This window comes from Paraburkholderia strydomiana (genome assembly GCF_031456815.1).
Taxonomy (GTDB): domain Bacteria; phylum Pseudomonadota; class Gammaproteobacteria; order Burkholderiales; family Burkholderiaceae; genus Paraburkholderia; species Paraburkholderia caledonica.
In genome coordinates, this window is record NZ_JAVDVL010000001.1 from 901,609 (window position 1) to 921,307 (window position 19,699).

Genomic DNA, 19,699 nt, shown 5'->3' on the forward strand with positions numbered 1-19,699 from the left:
CCCGTATAAAACACAGTGATCGATGAAAGTCCCCAAAACGTCTGCTAATGCTGAGCCCACGGCGGCCGACCGCGGCAAGACCGCACGCCCGGCCGCGGGCGCCATCGCACCGCACAATTCGCACAATCCGGACGAACAGAACGCTCCCCACGATTCGCGCGCTCGCAGCATCGCTCTCGCGGCGAGCCTCGCCTTGATCGCCTTTTCGCTGCGCACGCCGATCACGAGCGTAGGGCCGATCCTGCTCGAAGCAGTGCGGGCCACCAACCTTTCGCGCACGGGCGCGAGCGTGCTGACGACATTGCCGTCACTATGCTTCGGTCTTTTCGGACCGCTCGCGCCGCTACTCGCGCGGCGCCTCGGCAGTGAACGCGCATTGCTCGCGCTGCTGTTGCTGCTCACGCTGGGTACTGCGTTGCGCGTCTTTCCCGTGTGGGAGGCGTTGTATCTCGGCCAGATTGTGGCCTGCTTCGCCATCGGCTTGATGAATGTGTTGTTGCCGGGCGTAGTGAAGCGCGACTTCCCGCACCACGTCCCGCTGATGACTGGAGTCTACAGCGCGGCAATGTGCGTCGGCGCCGCCGCGGCGGCGGCCGGGACGGTCCCCGCGGCCCATGCGATCGAATACCTGCTGGGCGGCGCGAGCGGCAACTCCTGGGCATGGGCACTGGCGCTGTGGGCGTTGCCCGTCGCGTTGGCCACGCTGGTCTGGGGCGTGCGTCTGCCGAAGAAGTCGACCCACGCAGGAAGACACGCGCAAGTCGTTCGCGGATTGTGGCGAGATCCGCTCGCGTGGAAAGTCACGCTGTTCATGGGTTTGCAATCGTCGCTGGCGTACATCGTGTTCGGCTGGCTGCCGACGGTGCTTCGCACGCGTGGCATGAGTGCGGTCGATGCCGGTTTCATGCTGTCGCTCAGCGTGGTCACGCAGGCCGCGTCGTCGCTACTGCTGCCGTTTCTGCTGACGCGACTGCGTGATCAGCGCGCGGTGAATGTGGGCGCGTTACTGTCGACTGGCGTGGGTCTGATGGGCTGCTTCTTCGCGCCTGCGTCAACCATGTGGATCTGGGCGCTGCTTCTCGGCGCCTCGCAAGGCGCGGCGTTCACGCTCGCGCTCACCGTCATCGGCTTGCGCTCGTACGATTCGCACGTGGCCGCGCAACTCTCCAGCATGGCTCAGGGCATCGGCTATCTGATCGCGTCGTGTGGGCCGTTCATCGCCGGATCGCTGCTCCATGCAACCGGCTCGCTTTACAGTCTCGCTGCTTTGTGCGCGGGTATCTGCGTCGTGTCTGCGTGGTTCGGCTACGCAGCGGGACGACGGGAACACGTCAACGCGCATCTCGAGTCGACGCATTGAAGACGCAATAAATACGCTGCCGTCGTGGGCAACGGCCCGTTCGTAGCCGACGTGCGCCGTGACAACACGCGTCATGGCAACGTATCGGAAAGGCTCATTGCGGCGCGGTTAGCTGACCTGCTGCTCACCGGGTACGAGCCATTGCCTCGCCTTGCCCGCGCTCAATGCCTCGGCCAGTTCGGCGAGCGGCATGGGTCGGCCGATGTAGTAGCCTTGCGCCTCGGTTGCGCCGATGTCCCGCAATGCAGCCAGAGCGACCGCATCTTCGACACCTTCGGCCACCACGCCCAGACCCAACGATTCCGCCATCCGCACGATCGCCCGGACGATGGCGCGCGTGCGCGGACTCGACGTCAAGCCGACGATGAACGATTTGTCGACTTTCAGCGCACTGAAGTGATACTGATGCACATAGCTGAGCGACGAAAAGCCGGTGCCGAAGTCGTCGAGCACCACCGACACGCCGTTGTCGATCAGATGCTGCATCGTCTGCCGGGCGACTTCCGGCTCCGCGATCAACGCGCCTTCAGTCAGTTCCAGACGCACGCGCGACGGTGCGACGCCGTGCTGTTGCAGCAGCGCGAGCACGTCGCCGGCGAACTCCGCGCGCGTCATGCTGTAGCTCGAACAGTTGACATGGACGGGAGGCCAGCCGGCGTGCGCAGGCTGCGCGAGAATTGCCGCGACGCAATTGAGCATGTACAGATCGAGCCGGCCGATCAGCCGCAGTCCTTCCATCGCCGGCAGGAATTCTCCCGGCGCGAGCAGGCGGCCATCTTGCTGCCGCCAGCGTACCAATGCTTCGAGCGAGGTCAGACGGCCTGTGATCGTGCAGATGATCGGCTGGAAGAACGGGATCAGTTCGTCGTCGCGTTTAAGCGCATTTCGTAGCGCGCCTTCGCGCCGCATCCGGTCCGAGACCTCATGGCGCAACTCCTGATTGAACACCACGTAACTATCGCGGCCACCGTTTTTCGCGCGATACATCGCCGTGTCGGCGTCGCGCAAGAGGTCGGCCGGTTCCCTGTGAAATTCATGCTCGACGGTCACGATGCCGATGCTGCATGACGAGAAAACGACGTGATCGTCGATATGAAACGGCAGGTCGAACACCGACAATATCCGCTCGGCGATGGTGACTGCCGCTTCGAGCGACGCTTCGGGCGAGAGGATCGCAAACTCGTCTCCCCCGAGACGCGCGAGCATATCGGTTCTGCTCAGGCAGTCGCGCAGCCGTTTCGCCGCCGACACCAGCAGCTGATCGCCGAAATGATGGCCGAGACTGTCGTTGACTACCTTGAAGCGGTCCAGATCGAGGAACATCACGACCAACCGTCTTCCGGAATCCAGATGCCGGATCCATTCCGCGCCGAGCCGCTCGAGAAGATGGCTGCGATTGGGCAGCCCGGTCAACGAGTCGTGGAAGTTCTCGTGCAACAGTTGTGCGTTTGCCCTATCCAGTTCGCGAGTGCGCTCCTGCACGCGCGCTTCCAGTTCGAGGTTCGCGGCATACAGTGCATCGGCGGCGCTTCGTCGCGACAATGCCGTATCGATGTGACGCGAGACGAACGTCAGCAACTCCTGATCGCGGGGCGTGTACTGTACGTCGGTCGAATAGCTCTGCACCGCGAGCATGCCTCGCACCTTACCCGCTTCGAAAAGCGGCACACCTAGCCACGAACGCAGATTCAGGTGGTCGTGGTCGAGTTCGACCTTGCCGTCGCGGATCAGGCGCTCCGCATCGGTACGATTGAAAAGACACGGTCGACGCTGTGCAATAACGTATTCCGTGAAGCCGCGTTTATAGCGCCTCGGAGCCGGCTGCTCGTCAACCAGTTCATCGACGTAATAGGGGAAAGAAACCGTTGCTGTCGCCTCGTCATACAGTGCGATATAGAAGTTGTGCACGTACAGCAGTTCGCCCAGAATGCGATGCAGGCTGCGGAAGAACTCGACCATGTCCCCCGACGCGCTCGACAACTCGGCGATACTAAAAAGCGCACTTTGCAGATGTTCCGCGCGTTTTCGTTCGGCCACTTCCTGCCGGAGTGCGTCATTCAGTTCCGATAGTTCCGATGTCCGGCGCGCTACGATATTTTCGAGGTTCGCCCGGTGAAGAATGCGGTCGAGCGCCATTGCCACATGACGCGCGACCACGAGAAACAGCGCCCGGTCGTCGGCGCTGTATATGCGCGATACGTCATAGACCTGCATGGCGAGCATGCCAAACACCTCGTCCGATGCGTTCTTCAACGGCGCGCCCATCCAGAATTCGGGGCGATCTCCGACGCAAAAGAAGCGGCCTGCCGCTTCCGCCTCCTGAATTCCGGCGGCGTCGATCAATAACGGCTGTCCGGTCGTCAGGACCTGTGCGGTCAGCGACAAACGATCCGGATCGAGCATGTCATAGCTTTCGGATTCGAGCGCGTCTACGTCGATCACATCCACGTAATACGGATACGTGATACGTCTGCTTTCCGGTTCATACAGCGCGAGATAAAAGTTCTCTGCATCGATTATCGTGGCCAGCTGCTGGTGAACGGCATGCAGGAACGCGGAGCGCTCGCCGGTCGAACTGGCCAGGTACGCGATTTCGTGGAGCACGCGCTGCGTGTGTTGCGCGCGCACGAGCGCGTCGCCAAGCAGTTGCAGTCCCAATGTGTTGGCGAACGCCGCGAGTGCTTCGTCGTTCGCGTCTTTTAGCGGCGCGAGCAGCCAGCCGAGCGCTTTGTCGCCGGTTCCGGTCGGCCAGCAATGTAATGCTTGCGACTCGCAAAACGGGACTAACGCGTCGTTCGCGAGGGCCTCGGGCCAGACCGTTTCGGCCCCGGAATATGCCGCAAGGCGCAGCTTGTCTCCCGCGCGATACCATGCCCAGTCCCGCCCGCGCATTCGATCGCGGGAGGCTTGAAGCAGTGTATCGACCCGCGCTGCCGTCGTTACCGACGTAGTCAGCTCCGCCTCTGGATTTGCGACATCGGTGGTCTGGTTATCGCTCTGACCGTTCCCCCAGTCGCGTCGGTGTCCGGAAACAATATTCATCAACGCTCCATGCATCTCTCATTCTGCATGCATTAAATCAGGTAGCGACCGGCCCCGGTCCGCGTGCCTTTTGTAATTTGCCTACCCGCTATCTGATAACGGCATCAAGGCCTCGATACTTTATCCCATCCCGTTTCCGGCCCATTCGGATGGCTGTCATTCCCGTGCCCGATCAATGCGCGATACGTGATTTTTCGGAAAGCAAGCGTTCGGAATATGTCACTTGCCCATGCATTTGTGGCTACCTAGCATCAGTCCGACTAGTCGCAGTGGGAGCGCTCGGTACAGCCGGAGCGGGCCCGATCTTTCCTCTCAGACAGACTCTCACGATGATCGACCCCAATAAAAGCAGGCGCGCCAGTATCGTGGTATTCGCGCTGCTCTATCTCGGCTACTGCATTTCGTACATAGATCGCGCGGCGATTGCGCTGTCGCTCGTCGCCATCGGCAAGGAATTCAACGTTGGATCGGCGGCGCTCGGCGTCGTCATGAGCACCTTCTATATCAGCTACGCCGCGATGCAGATACCCGGCGGCTGGATCGCGGATCGCTGGGGCAGCAAAAAAGTCATCGTCGTATCGGTGGCATTCTGGTCGCTGTTCACGCTGATGACGGGTCTCGCATGGTCGCTGGCCTCGCTGATCGCGATCCGCTTTATCTTTGGTCTCGGCGAAGGCGGTTATCCCGGCGCCGCCGTGAAAGGCGTCACCGAATCGTGCGCGCGTGCCGATCGCCCGAAAATGTCCGCATTGCTGATGTCGTCGAACTACGTGGGCAGCTTTATTGCTCCGCTTGCGATCGCGCCTCTCATTCTGTACCTGGGATGGCGCCACGCGTTCGTCGTGGCGGGCATTGCCGGCGTCGCGTTCGCACTGTTCTACCTGTTCGCCGTCAAGGACACGCATCAGAAGCGCGATGCGTCGGGCCGTGCCACACGCATCGACGGTGCGGCGACGCGCGCGCTCCTCAAGATGCCGCTGATGTGGAAGATCCTGCTCACGTGGTTCGGCATGGGCATCGTCAACAAAGGTCTGGATGCATGGATGCCCGCGTATCTGCTGACCGAGCGTCATCTCGATCTGAAAGCGGTCGGCATGTTGACGCCGCTGCCCTTCGTCGCCGCGAGCATTTCGACGGCGCTCGGCGGCTGGATTCTTACGCGCTGGTTCGATGGCCGCGAGAAATGGCTGATGGCCGCGTGCTGCGTGATCTCCGGCTTTTTCCTCTACGAGATGTATACGGCTGAAACCGTGACGGGCGTGATTGCATTTCAATCGATCGTGTATTTTTTCAAGTCCTTCGTATTCGCGGGTGTCTTCGCGCTGCCCACGAAGTTCCTCCCACAGAAGTTGATCGGTACGGGCGCAGGCATGGTGAACTTCGGCGGACAGGTAGCAGGTTTCGTCGCGCCGGCTGTCATTGGGCTGCTCGTGTCCATGACGGGCAACTACAACGCCGTGTTCGGCTTCCTGATCGCGGCGACGGCGCTCGCGGCGGTCACGAGCCTGTCGATTGGGCTCGCAAGCGAAAACGATGCGCGCCGTCTGGGAGCCGCTGAAGAAGCCTGATTGCATGATCGCAGTGTGCGGGCGCTATGATGCGGACTACGCGTCACTACATCGATCCAGCATGAACGCCCGCATTCTTCAGGAAGCCGCCGTCCGTTACTTTCTCGAAGTCGTCAACACCGGGTCCATCGCCGACGCCGCGCATCGGCTGAACGTCGTGCCGTCGGCGGTGAGCCGGCAGATCACGCGGCTCGAAGGCGAACTCGGCATGCCGCTCTTTGTGCGGCAATCGCGCGGCATGGTGCCGAGCAAAGCAGGAGAAATGCTCGCAGCCTATGCGCGGCGCTCGCAACTGGACGCCGAACAGATTTCGCTCGAAATCGACGCGCTTCGCGGCGAGGCGGCCCGCAGGATTCGCATTGCATGCACCGAAGGTTTCGCGGCAGCTTTTCTGCCGCGCGCAATGGCCGATTTCCGCCGCACCGTCGCGCCCGCATCGTTCGAAGTCGTGGTGGATACCGCCGCGGGCGTCACCCAGCGTGTCCGCGAAGCCGGAGCCGATGTCGGACTGACCTTCAGCTTCGGTCCCGCGAAGGACATTCATGTCGCGTTCTCAGCGCCTTCGCCCATGTTCGCGATCGTTGCGGCGTCGCATCCGCTCGCGTCATCGCCGCAGGTTTCGTTTCGCGAATTGCTCGCCTACCCGCTCGCGTTGCCCGGCGCTCATTCGACGCTGCATACGCTCATCGATATCTATTGCAGCCGCGAAGGCGTAGCTTGCAAGAGCGTGCTCAGCAGCGCGACGCTAGAAACGCTGCTCGGCTTCACGCTCGCAAGCGACGCGGTCACATTCAGCGGCGAACTCTTCGTGCGTCCGCGTCTCGCGACCGGGGAACTGGTCGCGTTGCCTGTGCCCGAGTTCGCGACGAGCGAACGCGCCATCGAAATACAAACGCTCGCGCGGCGTGAATTGCCGCCGCTTCTGCAGTCGTTCGTCGAGCGCTTGAGCGATGAACTAACGCCGCCGGCGAGCGTTGTCCAAAAGTGAAGTCAGCGTTCGATAAACATCACTAGCCGCTCAATTTCTCGTCGTCTACATTGAGCGCACTCTTTGTATCATTGCCAAAGGATCGCTCGATGACCGACCGTCACGAACTCACGCGTCATAGCGCCGTCGCGCTGCGTGCGCTCTTGCAGGCGCGCGAAATCTCCGCCGTTGAATTGCTCGATGCCTGCATTGCGCGCATAGAAGCGCTCAATCCGTATGTGAACGCGATCACCGCAACGAGCTTCGAGCGCGCTCGCCTCGAAGCGCGCGCCGCCGATGCCGCGTTCGCGCGTAGCGCCACGCTGGGGCCGCTGCACGGCCTGCCGATCGCCATCAAGGATCTCGAAGAGACCGAAGGCATTCTGACGACGTACGGCTCGCCGCTGTATCGGGCGAACGTGCCCGCACGCGACAACACGCTCGTACGGCGTTTGCGCGCGGCGGGCGCGATCGTCGTCGGCAAGACGAATGTGCCCGAATTGGGCGCTGGCGCGAACAGTTTCAATCCCGTTTGGGGCGCAACAGGCAACCCGTTCGATCCGCGCCTGAACGCCGGCGGATCGTCGGGCGGATCGGCGGCTGCGCTTGCACTCGACATGGTGCCGCTTGCAAGCGGATCCGACACGGGCGGCTCGTTGCGCATTCCCGCTGCGAAGTGCGGTGTGGTCGGATTGCGCACATCGCCGGGACTCGTGCCGAGCGACCGCAAGCCGCTGGGCTGGACACCGATTGCCGTTGTCGGGCCGATGGGCCGCAACGTCGAAGACACGTGGCTGCAACTCGCGGCGACGGTCGGGCAATCGGACAGCGATCCGCTCGGCTATCCGTTCACAATGGCGCCCACGATGGACGGCCGCGCGCTCACCGACCTGTCGAAGCTGCGTATCGGCTACACCGAAGACTTCGGCGTCTGTGAGGTCGATGATGAGATCCGCGCCGTGTTCCGCCGCAAGATCGAATTCCTGCGCGGCCATGTCGCCGTTTGCGAGCCGGTCGAAGTCGATTTCGAAGGCGCACATCGCTGCTTCGACGTGCTGCGCGCGGAGGCTTTCGTCGCGGGCCTGCAAAAGGCCTACGAAACCAATCCTGAACTGCTCGGGCCGAATCCGCGTGCGAACTACGAAATGGGCATCGGCATGGGACTCGCCGATTGCGTGCGCGCGCACGCCGATCAAACGCGGCTGTTCCGCCAATTCCAGACGCTGTTCGACCGCTACGATCTGATCCTGTCGCCGACCACGCCCGTGTCGCCGTTCCCCTGGACGCAGCCGTATCTGAAGTCCGTGAACGGCGTCGAGCTGGAAAACTACTATCGTTGGCTCGCGTTGACCTATGTGGTGACGCTCGCGACAAACCCGGCCTTGTCGTTGCCATGCGGCGTCGATCATCGCGGCATGCCTTTCGGGCTTCAGATGATTGGTGCGTTCCGCGGCGATCTCACGTTGCTCGATGCAGCGCGCGCATTCGAAACGCTCTTCGCGTCGTCCGATGAAACGCGCCGTCCGATACCGGATGCCGCGAAACTGCGCACGTCCGATGTCGATCTCAAGTCCATCGTCACACATCCACCCGTGTTCGATGCCGTGGCTCCTTCGAACAATTCCGCTTCCTCTTCAACGTCCGCCGTCTGACCGAACATGATCGATTCCATTTATGGGAAGCCGCTCGACGCGTGGCTTCGCGACTATCCGCTCTTGCGACCTCTCATGGAGCTTCAGCCCGTCGAATGGTTCAACCCGGCTGTCGCGCCGCTGGTCGATGCGATTGACGACATTCCGCTCGATGCATCCGATGTCGCCGACGCGAGCGCACGCCTGCAACGGTTCGCACCGCTGCTCGCGCAAACCTTCGACGATGTCCGCGAAGCGGGCGGCATCATCGAATCGCCGTTGACCGAAGTGCCCTTGTTCGCGGACGCATTGAGCCGGCGTTACGACGTCGAGGCACCTCGTCGCCTGCTACTCAAGCAGGATAGTCATCTGCCCGTTTCCGGTTCGATCAAGGCGCGCGGCGGCATCTACGAAGTGCTCTTTCATGCTGAGCAACTCGCGATACGCCACGGCCTGCTGAATGAAGGCGACGATTACCGCATGCTGGCCACCGACGCGTGCCGCGCGCTCTTTCGCAAGCACAGCATCGCGGTAGGCTCGACGGGTAACCTGGGCATGTCGATCGGCATCGCGAGCGCGACGCTCGGCTTCACAACTACTGTGCACATGTCCGCCGATGCACGTCAATGGAAGAAAGACCGTCTGCGGGCGCACGGCGTGACAGTCATCGAATATGCGGGCGATTACGGCGAAGCGATCGAGAGCGGCCGGCGTCTCGCGTCGAACGATCCGCTGTGCCACTTTGTCGACGACGAGAATTCGACCACGCTGTTTCTGGGTTACGCAGTCGCGGGCGAACGCCTCAAACGCCAGCTCGATCTCGCGAACGTGCCTGTCGATGCCGGGCATCCGCTTTTCGTCTATTTGCCATGCGGCGTCGGCGGCGGTCCGGGCGGCGTCGCGTTCGGTCTGAAGCTTGCATTCGGCGATGCAGTGCATTGCGTCTTCGCGGAGCCGACGCACTCGCCATGCATGTTGATGGGCGTGCTTACCGGTTTGCACGAGAAGCTCGCAGTACAAGACTTCGGTATCGACAACCTGACGGCGGCCGACGGACTCGCGGTCGGTCGCCCGTCGGGCTTCGTCGGCCGCGCGATGCAGCGGATGATCGACGGCTACTACACGATCGACGACCACGAGTTGTACGCCCTTCTCGCACTGATGGCGGACACTCAGGCCATTCGGCTGGAGCCGTCCGCGCTTGCGGGCGCGCCGGGTTTCGCGCGGGTATCGAAAGAAGCGCAAGGCTATCGCGCGCGCATGGCTCTAGGCGACGCAGCCATGCGCAATGCGACACACGTCATCTGGGCGACGGGCGGCGGCATGGTGCCGGAGGTTGAGATGTCGGCTTATCTGCAAACCGGCCGCGCCGCGTTGTACGGCGCGTAGACATCTGGCGGCGCGGTTTCCGGCGCCGCCACCTCCATGCGCGTGCACAGTTGTTTCGAAATGCTGCTCACTCACGACCGCACGCGAAGCGTCGGCTAGACACCGTCGTGAACGACATCGTGCAGTGCTCCCGCGAAGACCGTCCCTCTTATCGGTTCAGTACTTCAGACGAGTCGCGATGAAGCAAGATTTCGACACGTTTTGACAGAAACTGGAAAGAAACGCCGGCCCTCTCCCCTTAGACTTAATCCCGTCGCCCGAAGGGTTGTGGTGCAAGTATTCGTGCAAAGCGTGACGTAAAGATAGCCAAAGCATTTTTTCGTAAGGCCGCAGATGAAGGCCGAGGGCCTGCTGCCTGAGGACACGAAGGGGAACGCGGTCACCACCGTAGCGGGCATTGAGTTGATGCACCGCATTCGCAAGGGGCAATTTTGCCCGAATTGCCCGTACCTCAAAGATGCCACCATGCCTACCGCCTGGAATTTGGTCCTCGCTGCTCGACAAGGTGTCCTGATCTGGTGGCGTTAGTTCGCCGAAATCGTCCATTTGCCAGAGCATGTTTACTCCGAATTCCATTCCCTATCAGCAACAACCTGGCTTTCAGCGCACCTACCGCCAAGGCCGCCTGAGCCTGGGTCTTTTCTTTCCCCTCGAAGCCTTCACCGGCGATACGCCGAGTATGTTGGACCAGGTGAGCTTGGCCCAACGTGCCGAAAAGCTGGGTTTCTCTGCCCTCTGGTTTCGCGACGTGCCGTTACGCGATCCCAGCTTCGGTGACTCGGGCCAGGTCTTCGATCCCTGGGTCTACCTGGGTTTTATGACGGCACACACTCGCTCGATTGCGCTGGGTACCGCGTCGGTCATCCTGCCAATCCGCAATCCCCTACACACAGCCAAGGCCGCAACCAGTGTCGATCAGCTCAGTGGTGGCCGCCTGCTGCTCGGCGTGGCTTCCGGTGACCGTCCAGTAGAGTTCCCTGCATTCGGTGTCGACCCGGAGCAACGCGGCAGCCTGTTCCGCGAATACCTCAAGGTGTTTCGCGAGGTTCAGCTCACCAGTTTCGTGCCTTTAACCTGGCCCGGCGGCAGGCTTGAGGGGGCAGACCTGATTCCCAAGCCGACCACGGCGGAAATTCCTTTCTTCGTCACTGGCCATAGCCGCCAGACACTTGAGTGGATCGCCCGCTACAGTCATGGCTGGATCACCTATCCGCGTGCACCGAAGGCACAGCAGCTGATTGTCGAGCGCTGGCGCACGGCGGTTCGTGCCGAATGTGGTGAACAGTTCAAACCCTTCACTCAGTCGCTATACATCGACCTGACAGATAACCCGCAGACACCACCACGGCCGATCCACCTGGGCTATCAACTGGGGCGATATCACCTGACCGCGCTGCTGCACAGCTTGCAGGAGGAGGTCGGCGTCAACCATGTCATCATCAATTTGAAATACGGCCAACGCTCCGCGGGTGAGGTCATTGAGGAACTCGGTCAGTTCGTTCTACCTGACTTCGTGATGTCGACATGAGCCGGCATGGTGCTGGAAAGCACCGCACGGGGAAGCCCACGCTCAGGTGGTCGAGACCTGACCGAAGAAGGCCAGGATGCGAACCGCGATACTCTCGCGCGGCATTCAATTGACGAATCTCTGGAGAGCAGACGAACATGAAAACAGTGGTCGTAGCAGGCGCGGTCGGAGTTATCGGACGCGGAGTGCTCGCACACTATGAACCCAGGGGCGTCGGCCTGGTCGCCGTTTCCCGACGCGCACCTGATTTCCCGACGCGCGCCAGGCATTTGGCGGTCGACCTGCTGGACAGGGAGTCCTGCGAGGCGCTACTTGCACAAGTACCGGAAGCGACGCATCTCGTGTTCGCAGCCTACCAGGAGAAGCCGACGCCTGCGGAACTGGTCGAGGTGAATCTGCGGATGCTGAAGAACATGGTTGAGGTTATGGAGAAGCACGCGCCGAACCTGCAGCACGTCACGCTGATGCAGGGAGGCAAGGCATACGGCGTGCATATTGGCCCGATTCCGTCGCCCGCGAAGGAGAGCGATCCGCGCCATATGCCACCGAACTTCTATTACGACCAGGAGGATTTCCTTCGGGAACGTTCAGTCGGCAAATCATGGTCCTGGACTGCATTGCGTCCCGAGGGTGTTGCAGGGGTTGCCGTGGGCAATCCCATGAATCTGCTGATGGTGATTGCAGTCTATGGAACGTTAGCGAAGGCCCTGGGCGTTCCAATGTGTTTTCCCGGCCCCCGCGCCGCTTTCGACGCGCTCTACCAGATTACCGATACTCGAATTCTCGCGAGCGCCGTCGATTGGGCGGGCGAGACCGACGCATGCCGAGGCGAGATTTACAACATCACGAATGGCGATTACTTCAGATGGTCTCGCGTCTGGTCGCGTCTGGCGGAGTTTTTCGATGTGTCGGCCGGTCAGCCGTTCCCCATGCTGTTACAACAGATGATGGCCGACAAGGCAGAGCTGTGGAACAGTCTGGTCGAGAAGCACAACCTTCGAGACTACCCGTACGACCAGATCGTGTCGTGGAAGTTTGGCGACATGATTTTCAAAACGACCTTTGACAACATCTCTAGCACGATAAAGGCGCGCAAACATGGCTTCCATGATTGCATCGATTCGGAGGAGATGTATATCGAGATGCTGACCGAACTCAGGGAGCAACGCTACATTCCCTGATTGTGCTGTGTGTCCGGTGGTACGTGGCCTGCTCTGCCGCGTGTCGATCAGGATGAGAGTGGTGGCGTGACAGTGCCGCAGACTTTCCCCATTCAACCGCCTCGCGCAGGCAAGACTCCCAACGTCCCGCCACTCAACGGAAGACGCGATCCCGGTCATGGAAGCGTTGCATCCAGTAGGGGAACGGCACTGATGGTTCAGATACTTCATCGAGCCGCGCGCACTGTTCGGAGGTTAATACGAGATTTTGTGCATCGAGATTAGCTGCGAGTTGCTCACACGTGCGGGCTCCGACGATGACAGAAGTGATCTGCTCGCGCGCAAGCAACCAGCCTAATGAGACTTGAGCCGGCGTGGCCCCTAGTTCGTCGGCGACTTCACGCAATACTGCGAGGATCGGCTCCGCCCTGACTGTATCGACCGGCGGAAAGTCGAGCTTCGCACGCCGCCCGGCGGCTTGGTCATTCTGCGAGTACTTGCCGCTCAGGTAGCCACCTGCGAGCGGACTCCAGACAAAAAGGCCGATTCTGTTTGTCGCTGCAACCGGCATGATTTCGTGTTCGATATCGCGGCTCGTCAGCGAATAGTGCACCTGATTGCTGACGACGTGAGCTCGATCGGTACGGGACGTTATGCCGATGGCCCGCTCCAGATCGCCTGCACTGAAATTGCACACACCAATATGGCGGACCTTGCCCTGGGTGACGAGGTCGTCCAGAACACGAAGCGTCTCGTCGAGCGGAACCAGCGCGTCACGGTCATGCAACTGGAACAGGTCGATGTGATCGCGACCCAGTCTCTTCAGGCTTGTCTCGACCGAGCGCACGATGTGTGAGCGGCCCAATCCTACTTCGTTCTGGCCGGTGCCGGTGCGTAGCCGAACCTTGGTCGCGACGAGCATTCGATCTTCGTCCAGCCCCAGCGCTTTCAGGACATGGCCCACGACCTCTTCTGAGCGACCCTGCGAGTAGGCGTCCGCCGTGTCGATCAGGTTGACGCCGCGTTCCACGGCCATTGCGACGAGCCGGGCGGCCTGATCGCTGTTCAAGCCGGCAATACTGCCCCAGATGCCCGAGCCAGCTCCAAAAGTCATTGCGCCCAGGCTCAGCCGCGAAACCCGTAGACCAGTTCTGCCAAGCGTGCTGTATTCCATCGTGTAATCCTGGTTTGAACGAAATCCCGATGTATCGGTAAAGTAAGACCCTGAGTCCACGCATCCCGCATCGGCTCTGGTCAGGTGCGACGCGACACAAGCTCGCCCAGAACGGTCTCCAGTTCGACGTGGCCTCGCAAGATTTCGTCAGAACTGCTTTCGAAATCGATCCAGCCTTCGTTGAAGCCGTCCAGCATGCGCATGCGAGGTAGAGGATGTTTCATGCACTGCGTGCGGAACAGCGCTTCCCACGTCTGCCTTTCGACGGCTTCCGCACGTACAGGACGACTCAACACAGTGGCGAAAGCCGCTGCGAGATCGTTAGGACTCGCTCGGCGCGGCCCCTCAAGCTCGACGACGCGCACACCGCGCCACGTCTGCTGGAGCAGTTCGGCAGCAACGCGGCCCACGTCCGCGGTGGCGACCATCGGCACAGGCTTGTCGAGCGGCTGCAGGTAACTGGCAATGACGCCATCGTCGCTTGCAGACGCAACATCCCACGCGGCGTTCTCCATGAACCAGCCAGGCCGCAGGAACGTCACGGGCATCGGCATCTCGCGCAGCGCCTGCTCCATCAGCGTGCGTTGAGTGAGCAGGTTGACCTCGTCGGCCTGTGCGCCGATCGTCGAGAGGCAAACGACCTTGTCCGGCCGCGCCTTCAGGAGTGCTGCGCACACAGCCTCTATCACTGCACGCGCTTCAGGAAACCCGGGCTCCGGATCGAACTCCGAAGGCGGCAGGATGAAAACGCCCGTCGCGCCCTCGAACGCGGCAGCGAGCGACGAAGGGTCTTCCATGAAAGCCGTCGCGATCCCGCAACCTCGCTCTGCCCACGCCTCTGCCCGCGTCGCATCGCGCACGACTGCGCGCACCGGCTGACCAGCAGCCAGCAGTTCGCGGGCCACTGCGCCACCCACCTTGCCGGTGATTCCTGTGATTGCATACATTGCTCGTTCTCCATGTGTGGATATATCGGTTGACGCAGGGTGAATGTGCCGACGGTCAATCGCTCAGGCGCGACGCAAACCGTCGTAAAACGCCTTCTCGAACTGTCCGTAGAGGTCCACTACGCGCGCATCGTAGAAGGGCAGCATTTGCGTAAAGAGCGATCCGGCGACACGCTTGACCGGATCCACCCAGAAGTAGGTGTTCAACAATCCGGCCCAGCTCACACTGCCTGCGCTTCGTCCGTGGGGTCCTCGCTCTGTATTGATGTCGAACGACAGCCCCCACTTGTGCGCGGTGCCAGGAAACTGATCGAAGCTGTTCGACCACGACGGCTGCGCCGTCCTCATTTCCGCGACCTGCAGATCGCCAATGTGATTGCGGAACATCGTCGCGACGGTGTCGGCGCGTAGCACGCGTTCGCCGCGATACGTGCCGCCGTTCAACAGCATCTGCAGGAACGCCATGTAGTCGCGCGGCGTGCTGAAGAGTCCGCCTCCGCCCATGAAAAATTCGGGGCGCTGGTTGGTTTCGAACGGCTCAGGCGCGAGTGAGCCGTCCGCCTGACGCCTGTGCATGGTGGCGACGCGCTGCTTCTGCTTGCTACCGATGAGAAATCCCGTGTTGCGCATGCTCAGCGGATCGAAGATGTGCTCACGGAAGTAGACTTCCAGCGACTGATCGGTCACGGCCTCGACCAGCTTGCCGACCCAGTCCATGCTGATGCCGTACTCCCAGCGCTCGCCCGGCTCGAACTCGAGCGGCGCCGCGAATGCACCGTTCATCGAATAGCCGATGTCCGGCATGCCCGTCACCGTCTCGTACCGGCTGAGCTTGTCGCTCCAGATGCTGTACGTAAATCCGGAGGTATGCGTGAGGAGATGGCGTACCGTGATCGCATTGCGCGCGGGACGCAGCTTGGGTTGCCCGGAGACGTCGAATCCGTCGAGGATTTGAGGCGACTTCAATTGCGGCAGGATTTCGCCCGCAGGTTGATCCAGCCGCAGTCTGCCCTGCTCGATGAGTTGCATGCACGCGGTTGCGGTAATCGCCTTTGTCATCGACAGGAGCCAGAAGACTGTGTCGGGACTAATGGCCTCGCCAGTGCGGGCGTTCGCCCGGCCACATGCTCCCTCGTACACCAGTCCGCGGTCGGTTGCGCCCATGGCGACAACACCGGCAACCGTGCCGTCGTCCACTGCCCTCTGCAGGCATTGATCGATCGAACGGTAGGCCGGGTGACGGGCCAGCGCGGCGTCGCCACTCGCGCGCGGCGATACTGCCCGCGCGTCGCGGCTTGCGACGCCACCAAGTGTCGCAAGAGCCAGCAGGCTCGACGCACCCTTCAGAAGACGACGACGATCTGTTTGAACTGCCATTTTCCGTTTCTTCCCGAATGAATGAATCGCGGCATTACAGTGCTTCAGTGATGGGCGAAAACGCGCGCCGCGAGCGGTTTCCGTTGAAGCGTCCAGCGGATGTTTCGGTGAGACGTATTCTGGCCAAGCACTTAAAGAAACAAAATGACAAGGATGTCATCAGATAAGTGACAGAGCGTCACCGATTTGGCATGATCAACGGACACGTCCACTGCTGCGCGGCGCAGCGTTCGATTTCACGCGGTCGATTGCGCTCCGCCAAACGTATTAACTCGAGCAACCATGAGATCCAGTAGCGAGAAGCTTTCCGGCAGCATTAGCGTGTTCGCCGCCGTAGTGGATGCGGGAACGTTTGTGGCCGCGTCGGAGGTAATAGGAATGACGCCGCCGGGCGTCAGTCGGGCGATTGCGCGGCTGGAAAAAAGGTTGAACATCCGGCTCTTCAGCCGGACAACGCGCTCCGTCTCCCTGACTGAAGAGGGCCGCCGCTTTTACGAGCAGGTCATGCCCCATCTCGCCGGACTTGAGGAAGCAGCGGCCGCTGCGGCAGGCGGCGCGTCCGCTGTGCGTGGAAAGCTGAGAATCAATCTGGATCCTGTCGTCTACCGGACCATTCTCGGGCAACAACTCGATGCGTTCATGGACGCACACCCCGAACTCGAAATCGAGTTCATCGCGCGAGACAGTCTTGGCGACCTCGTCATGGACGGCTTCGACCTCGCCGTGCGATTCGGCGAACCCAAAGCGTCTACCCTGATCGCGAGAAAGCTGCTCGACACCCGCATCGTGACGGTCGCAGCGCCCTCGTACGTTGCTCGCTGGGGACGGCCGGCAAAACCCGAGGACCTGCAAGGTCGAAGCCACAGATGCCTCGAATTCCGCAACCCGGAGACAGGCAAGCCGTTCCAGTGGGAATTTCATCGCAAGCGGAAACGCATTGTGGTCGACACTCAGGGACGACTCACGGTCAACGATCCGGGTGCCTTGCTCAACGCATGTCTCGCCGGCTCCGGGATTGCGCAGATGTTGCTGTTCGGTGCCGAGCCCCTGATTGCCGACGGCCGGTTGGTCAATCTCTTTCCCGAGTGGGTAGACGAACGGTATCCGTTATACGTCTACTACGCATCCCGGCACCACGTGCCGGCAAAGACCCGTGCTTTTCTTGACTTCGTGGTGGAACTGACAGGCAATCACGAGCGCGCCGGCACGCGCTAGTGCTGTTTCGGCGAACTGGCGAGGCAATATCGAATGGCCCAGTTCTGGCCGGAAGTAAATCGCGTCGTTTTTCCGTAGTCACGCGCGGTCCGAACAGTGCCTAGGCGTCTGTACCGGACACCATCTTTAAATCCGTACAGGTACTGTACCGGCAACGCTCGCTAGAATGCTCCAAAGTCCTCTGCCAGTCTTTGGAGTCCGCCATGTCTTACTTCACGCTCAGCGCGCTGCCAGCCGGCATCCTGTTCGCGCTCGTCACAACGATCACGCCAGGTCCGAACAACACCATGCTGCTGGCTTCGGGCGTCAACTTCGGTTTTCGCCGCACGTTGCCGCATCTGTCGGGCATTAGCGCCGGCGTGGTGCTGTTGATGCTGTCGGTGGGCATCGGTCTCGGCGAAGCCTTCATTCAGTTCCCGGTGCTCTACACGGTGCTCGAAGTCGCGAGCGTCGCGTACCTGCTTTACCTCGCGTGGAAAATCGGCACGTCCGGCGAATTGAAAGTGAAGCAGGGCGAGCGCAGGCCAATGAAATTTCATGAAGCCATCGCTTTCCAGTGGGTCAATCCGAAGGCATGGATGATGGTATTGACCGCCGCCACCACGATCCATTTGAGCGAGAGCTACAGCATGAACGCGATAGCAATGGCGGCGCTGTTCTATGTGATCGGCTTTCCGTGCATCTGCCTGTGGGCCGGTTTTGGCACCGCTATGCGCCGCGTGCTGTCCGACCCGAAGCGCCTGCGCGTCTTCAATATCGCAATGGCGCTGCTGCTGGTCTGCTCGCTCTATCCGATCGCACTGAAGCTGATCGACACCATCCGCGCGTGAGCGCGTGGGGCGCCCTGTCCATCCGGGCACCTGCGTGCGGCTAGATCACGCCACGCCCAACCTGCTCGATGAAGCGCCACAACGCGTCGTCGGTTGAATACGGGGCGTTGAAGCGGAACCAAGCGCTCGGCGCGTCGTCGGGACGGAAGTAGGAGCCGGGCGCAAGCCAGATGCCGTGCGTGAGCGCGGCGGTCGCCACGTCGCCGGCGCGCGCGGCGTCAATCGGCAAACGCGCCCATAAAAAAAGCCCTGCGCGCGGGCGATGAAACACTTCTAGCCCGAGCGAATCCAGCCGCTCCTCGACGGTTGCGTGCGCGAGCTTCAGCCGCTCGTTCACGGCTTCCACGTGACGCGCGTAGCGCCCTTCGAGCAGCACTTTGTCCACGATCCGCTCGATCGCTTCCGAAGACGTCAGCCCCACCGCCATCTTCGTGCGCGCCAGCTCACGCAACACCGCGCGCTCCGCGACCACATAGCCGCAGCGCAGTCCCGGCGTTACCGTCTTCGAAAAACCGCTGACATACAGCACCCGCTGCAAGCCTTCCATTGCGGCGAAAAGCGGCGCACCGGACGGCGCCAGCTCGCGGCTCACGTCGTCCTCGATCACCCACATGCGCTGACGCTCGGCGATCTGCAGCAAGCGAAACGCGGCCGACATGCCGAAGGTCGCGCCGGTCGGATTCTGCAGCGTCGTGTTGACGAAAATGGCCTTGGGCTTGTGCTGCGCGACGAGCGTTTCGAGTACATCGGTATCGACGCCCGCGGGGGTGCGCGGCACGCCATGCACGACCAGTCCCGCCAGCTTGAGAATCTGCAGCAGGTTGCAATAACCCGGATCTTCGACGATCACCGAATCTCCCGCGCGCAGCAAGGTACGCACGATCAGGTCGAGCCCCTGCGTCGCGCCTTGCGTGAGCAACACGTTCGACACGTCGACCGGCAAGCCGCGCCGGTCGAGCTGCTCCGCGATGCGCTCGCGCAACGGCGCGAACCCGTATGGATGCCCGTAATCGCCGAACCGCGCCGCAGGCACGCGGCTCATCGCACGCAGCGCGTGCTGCAGACCCGTTTCGTTGATCCACTCGTTCGGCAGCCAGCCGCCGCCCGCCTTGATCGGCACCGAATGATCGGCGAACACGTCGGACAGGAGCCAGGTCGCGGTGAGGCTCGGCGGCTGCCAGTCGGTCACCGCAGGCCGCGCGGACGACGGGCGCGCCGCCACGCGATACCCGGAGCCGCGCCGGGCGACCACGAGCCCCATCGACACGAGACGGTTGTACGCTTCCGTCACCGTGAACGTACTGAGTTCGTGACTCTGGGCCAGTTGCCGGACGGAGGGCAGCAACGCGCCCGCGCGTAACGATTGAGCCTCGATCGCCCGGGCGAAGCCTTGCACTACCTGCTCGACCAGGGTCGGAGCGGCGCGCCGGTCGCGCTCGAGGTTCAATTCGATCATGGTCAGGACGAAAAAGGCGGCCGGCGAACGGCCCTAAATGAATGTTGCGGAAACG

The 19,699-nt window shown here is 61.6% G+C and carries 15 protein-coding genes; 9 read left to right on the top strand and 6 right to left on the bottom strand.

The window, feature by feature from the left end; genetic code table 11:
* Window positions 1-22: 22 nt before the first annotated feature.
* Entirely contained in the window at window positions 23-1,360 is a 1,338-nt protein-coding gene (locus J2W46_RS04055) for an MFS transporter (RefSeq protein WP_204521859.1), read from the top strand.
* Window positions 1,361-1,468: 108 nt separating this feature from the next.
* On the opposite strand, the gene J2W46_RS04060 is transcribed toward J2W46_RS04055, so the two are convergent.
* Window positions 1,469-4,402 (bottom strand): sensor domain-containing phosphodiesterase, encoded by a 2,934-nt coding sequence (locus J2W46_RS04060; RefSeq protein WP_310351502.1) that lies wholly within the window; start codon window positions 4,400-4,402, stop codon window positions 1,469-1,471.
* 329 nt (window positions 4,403-4,731) lie between these two features.
* On the opposite strand from J2W46_RS04060, the gene J2W46_RS04065 reads away from it, so the two are divergent.
* The 4 genes from J2W46_RS04065 to dsdA all read left to right on the top strand — a co-directional run bounded on the left by J2W46_RS04065 (window position 4,732) and on the right by dsdA (window position 9,957).
* Window positions 4,732-5,970 carry an MFS transporter gene (locus tag J2W46_RS04065; RefSeq protein WP_310351504.1) on the top strand — a complete coding sequence of 413 codons (1,239 nt, stop codon included), beginning with the start codon at window positions 4,732-4,734 and terminating at the stop codon, window positions 5,968-5,970.
* 61 nt (window positions 5,971-6,031) lie between these two features.
* Window positions 6,032-6,958: a LysR family transcriptional regulator gene (locus J2W46_RS04070; RefSeq protein ID WP_227471191.1), complete on the top strand. Its 927-nt coding sequence runs from the start codon at window positions 6,032-6,034 to the stop codon at window positions 6,956-6,958.
* Between the two features lie 89 nt (window positions 6,959-7,047).
* Window positions 7,048-8,589, top strand: coding sequence for an amidase (locus J2W46_RS04075; RefSeq protein ID WP_204521863.1), 1,542 nt, complete (start codon window positions 7,048-7,050; stop codon window positions 8,587-8,589).
* A gap of 6 nt (window positions 8,590-8,595) precedes the next feature.
* Window positions 8,596-9,957 (top strand): D-serine ammonia-lyase, encoded by a 1,362-nt coding sequence (gene dsdA, locus J2W46_RS04080; RefSeq protein WP_310351510.1) that lies wholly within the window; start codon window positions 8,596-8,598, stop codon window positions 9,955-9,957.
* Window positions 9,958-10,113: 156 nt separating this feature from the next.
* On the opposite strand, the gene J2W46_RS04085 is transcribed toward dsdA, so the two are convergent.
* Complete coding sequence (locus J2W46_RS04085; protein ID WP_310351512.1) at window positions 10,114-10,515, bottom strand: hypothetical protein; 402 nt, start codon at window positions 10,513-10,515, stop codon at window positions 10,114-10,116.
* Between J2W46_RS04085 and J2W46_RS04090 the strand changes: the two genes are divergently transcribed.
* A complete protein-coding gene (locus J2W46_RS04090; protein ID WP_288828001.1) occupies window positions 10,514-11,485 on the top strand; it encodes an LLM class oxidoreductase in 972 nt (323 codons plus the stop codon). The two genes, J2W46_RS04085 and J2W46_RS04090, sit on opposite strands and share 2 nt — an antisense overlap.
* Before the next feature lie 137 nt (window positions 11,486-11,622).
* Window positions 11,623-12,666 carry an SDR family oxidoreductase gene (locus J2W46_RS04095; RefSeq protein WP_310351513.1) on the top strand — a complete coding sequence of 348 codons (1,044 nt, stop codon included), beginning with the start codon at window positions 11,623-11,625 and terminating at the stop codon, window positions 12,664-12,666.
* A gap of 133 nt (window positions 12,667-12,799) precedes the next feature.
* Here J2W46_RS04095 and J2W46_RS04100 read toward each other — a convergent pair whose 3' ends face one another.
* The 3 genes from J2W46_RS04100 to J2W46_RS04110 all read right to left on the bottom strand — a co-directional run bounded on the left by J2W46_RS04100 (window position 12,800) and on the right by J2W46_RS04110 (window position 16,143).
* Window positions 12,800-13,819: an aldo/keto reductase gene (locus J2W46_RS04100; protein ID WP_310351515.1), complete on the bottom strand. Its 1,020-nt coding sequence runs from the start codon at window positions 13,817-13,819 to the stop codon at window positions 12,800-12,802.
* 80 nt (window positions 13,820-13,899) lie between these two features.
* On the bottom strand, window positions 13,900-14,766 hold the full coding sequence (locus J2W46_RS04105) for an NmrA family NAD(P)-binding protein (protein WP_310351516.1): 867 nt from the start codon (window positions 14,764-14,766) through the stop codon (window positions 13,900-13,902).
* A gap of 63 nt (window positions 14,767-14,829) precedes the next feature.
* Entirely contained in the window at window positions 14,830-16,143 is a 1,314-nt protein-coding gene (locus J2W46_RS04110) for a serine hydrolase domain-containing protein (RefSeq protein ID WP_310351518.1), read from the bottom strand.
* A 282-nt stretch (window positions 16,144-16,425) separates the two neighbouring features.
* Between J2W46_RS04110 and J2W46_RS04115 the strand changes: the two genes are divergently transcribed.
* Both J2W46_RS04115 and J2W46_RS04120 read left to right on the top strand, forming a co-directional pair.
* On the top strand, window positions 16,426-17,358 hold the full coding sequence (locus J2W46_RS04115; RefSeq protein WP_027804406.1) for a LysR family transcriptional regulator: 933 nt from the start codon (window positions 16,426-16,428) through the stop codon (window positions 17,356-17,358).
* A 203-nt stretch (window positions 17,359-17,561) separates the two neighbouring features.
* Complete coding sequence (locus J2W46_RS04120) at window positions 17,562-18,188, top strand: LysE family translocator (protein ID WP_310351521.1); 627 nt, start codon at window positions 17,562-17,564, stop codon at window positions 18,186-18,188.
* Window positions 18,189-18,228: 40 nt separating this feature from the next.
* Here J2W46_RS04120 and J2W46_RS04125 read toward each other — a convergent pair whose 3' ends face one another.
* Window positions 18,229-19,644, bottom strand: coding sequence for an aminotransferase-like domain-containing protein (locus tag J2W46_RS04125; RefSeq protein ID WP_088174207.1), 1,416 nt, complete (start codon window positions 19,642-19,644; stop codon window positions 18,229-18,231).
* Window positions 19,645-19,699 lie beyond the last annotated feature (55 nt).

Bases quoted from the DNA above. Each gene is read 5' to 3' on its own strand.
- J2W46_RS04055 (WP_204521859.1), top strand. From the start codon at position 23: ATGAAAGTCCCCAAAACGTCTGCTAATGCTGAGCCCACGGCGGCCGAC.
- J2W46_RS04060 (WP_310351502.1), bottom strand. From the start codon at position 4,402: ATGAATATTGTTTCCGGACACCGACGCGACTGGGGGAACGGTCAGAGC.
- J2W46_RS04065 (WP_310351504.1), top strand. From the start codon at position 4,732: ATGATCGACCCCAATAAAAGCAGGCGCGCCAGTATCGTGGTATTCGCG.
- J2W46_RS04070 (WP_227471191.1), top strand. From the start codon at position 6,032: ATGAACGCCCGCATTCTTCAGGAAGCCGCCGTCCGTTACTTTCTCGAA.
- J2W46_RS04075 (WP_204521863.1), top strand. From the start codon at position 7,048: ATGACCGACCGTCACGAACTCACGCGTCATAGCGCCGTCGCGCTGCGT.
- dsdA (WP_310351510.1), top strand. From the start codon at position 8,596: ATGATCGATTCCATTTATGGGAAGCCGCTCGACGCGTGGCTTCGCGAC.
- J2W46_RS04090 (WP_288828001.1), top strand. From the start codon at position 10,514: ATGTTTACTCCGAATTCCATTCCCTATCAGCAACAACCTGGCTTTCAG.
- J2W46_RS04085 (WP_310351512.1), bottom strand. From the start codon at position 10,515: ATGCTCTGGCAAATGGACGATTTCGGCGAACTAACGCCACCAGATCAG.
- J2W46_RS04095 (WP_310351513.1), top strand. From the start codon at position 11,623: ATGAAAACAGTGGTCGTAGCAGGCGCGGTCGGAGTTATCGGACGCGGA.
- J2W46_RS04100 (WP_310351515.1), bottom strand. From the start codon at position 13,819: ATGGAATACAGCACGCTTGGCAGAACTGGTCTACGGGTTTCGCGGCTG.
- J2W46_RS04105 (WP_310351516.1), bottom strand. From the start codon at position 14,766: ATGTATGCAATCACAGGAATCACCGGCAAGGTGGGTGGCGCAGTGGCC.
- J2W46_RS04110 (WP_310351518.1), bottom strand. From the start codon at position 16,143: ATGGCAGTTCAAACAGATCGTCGTCGTCTTCTGAAGGGTGCGTCGAGC.
- J2W46_RS04115 (WP_027804406.1), top strand. From the start codon at position 16,426: ATGAGATCCAGTAGCGAGAAGCTTTCCGGCAGCATTAGCGTGTTCGCC.
- J2W46_RS04120 (WP_310351521.1), top strand. From the start codon at position 17,562: ATGTCTTACTTCACGCTCAGCGCGCTGCCAGCCGGCATCCTGTTCGCG.
- J2W46_RS04125 (WP_088174207.1), bottom strand. From the start codon at position 19,644: ATGATCGAATTGAACCTCGAGCGCGACCGGCGCGCCGCTCCGACCCTG.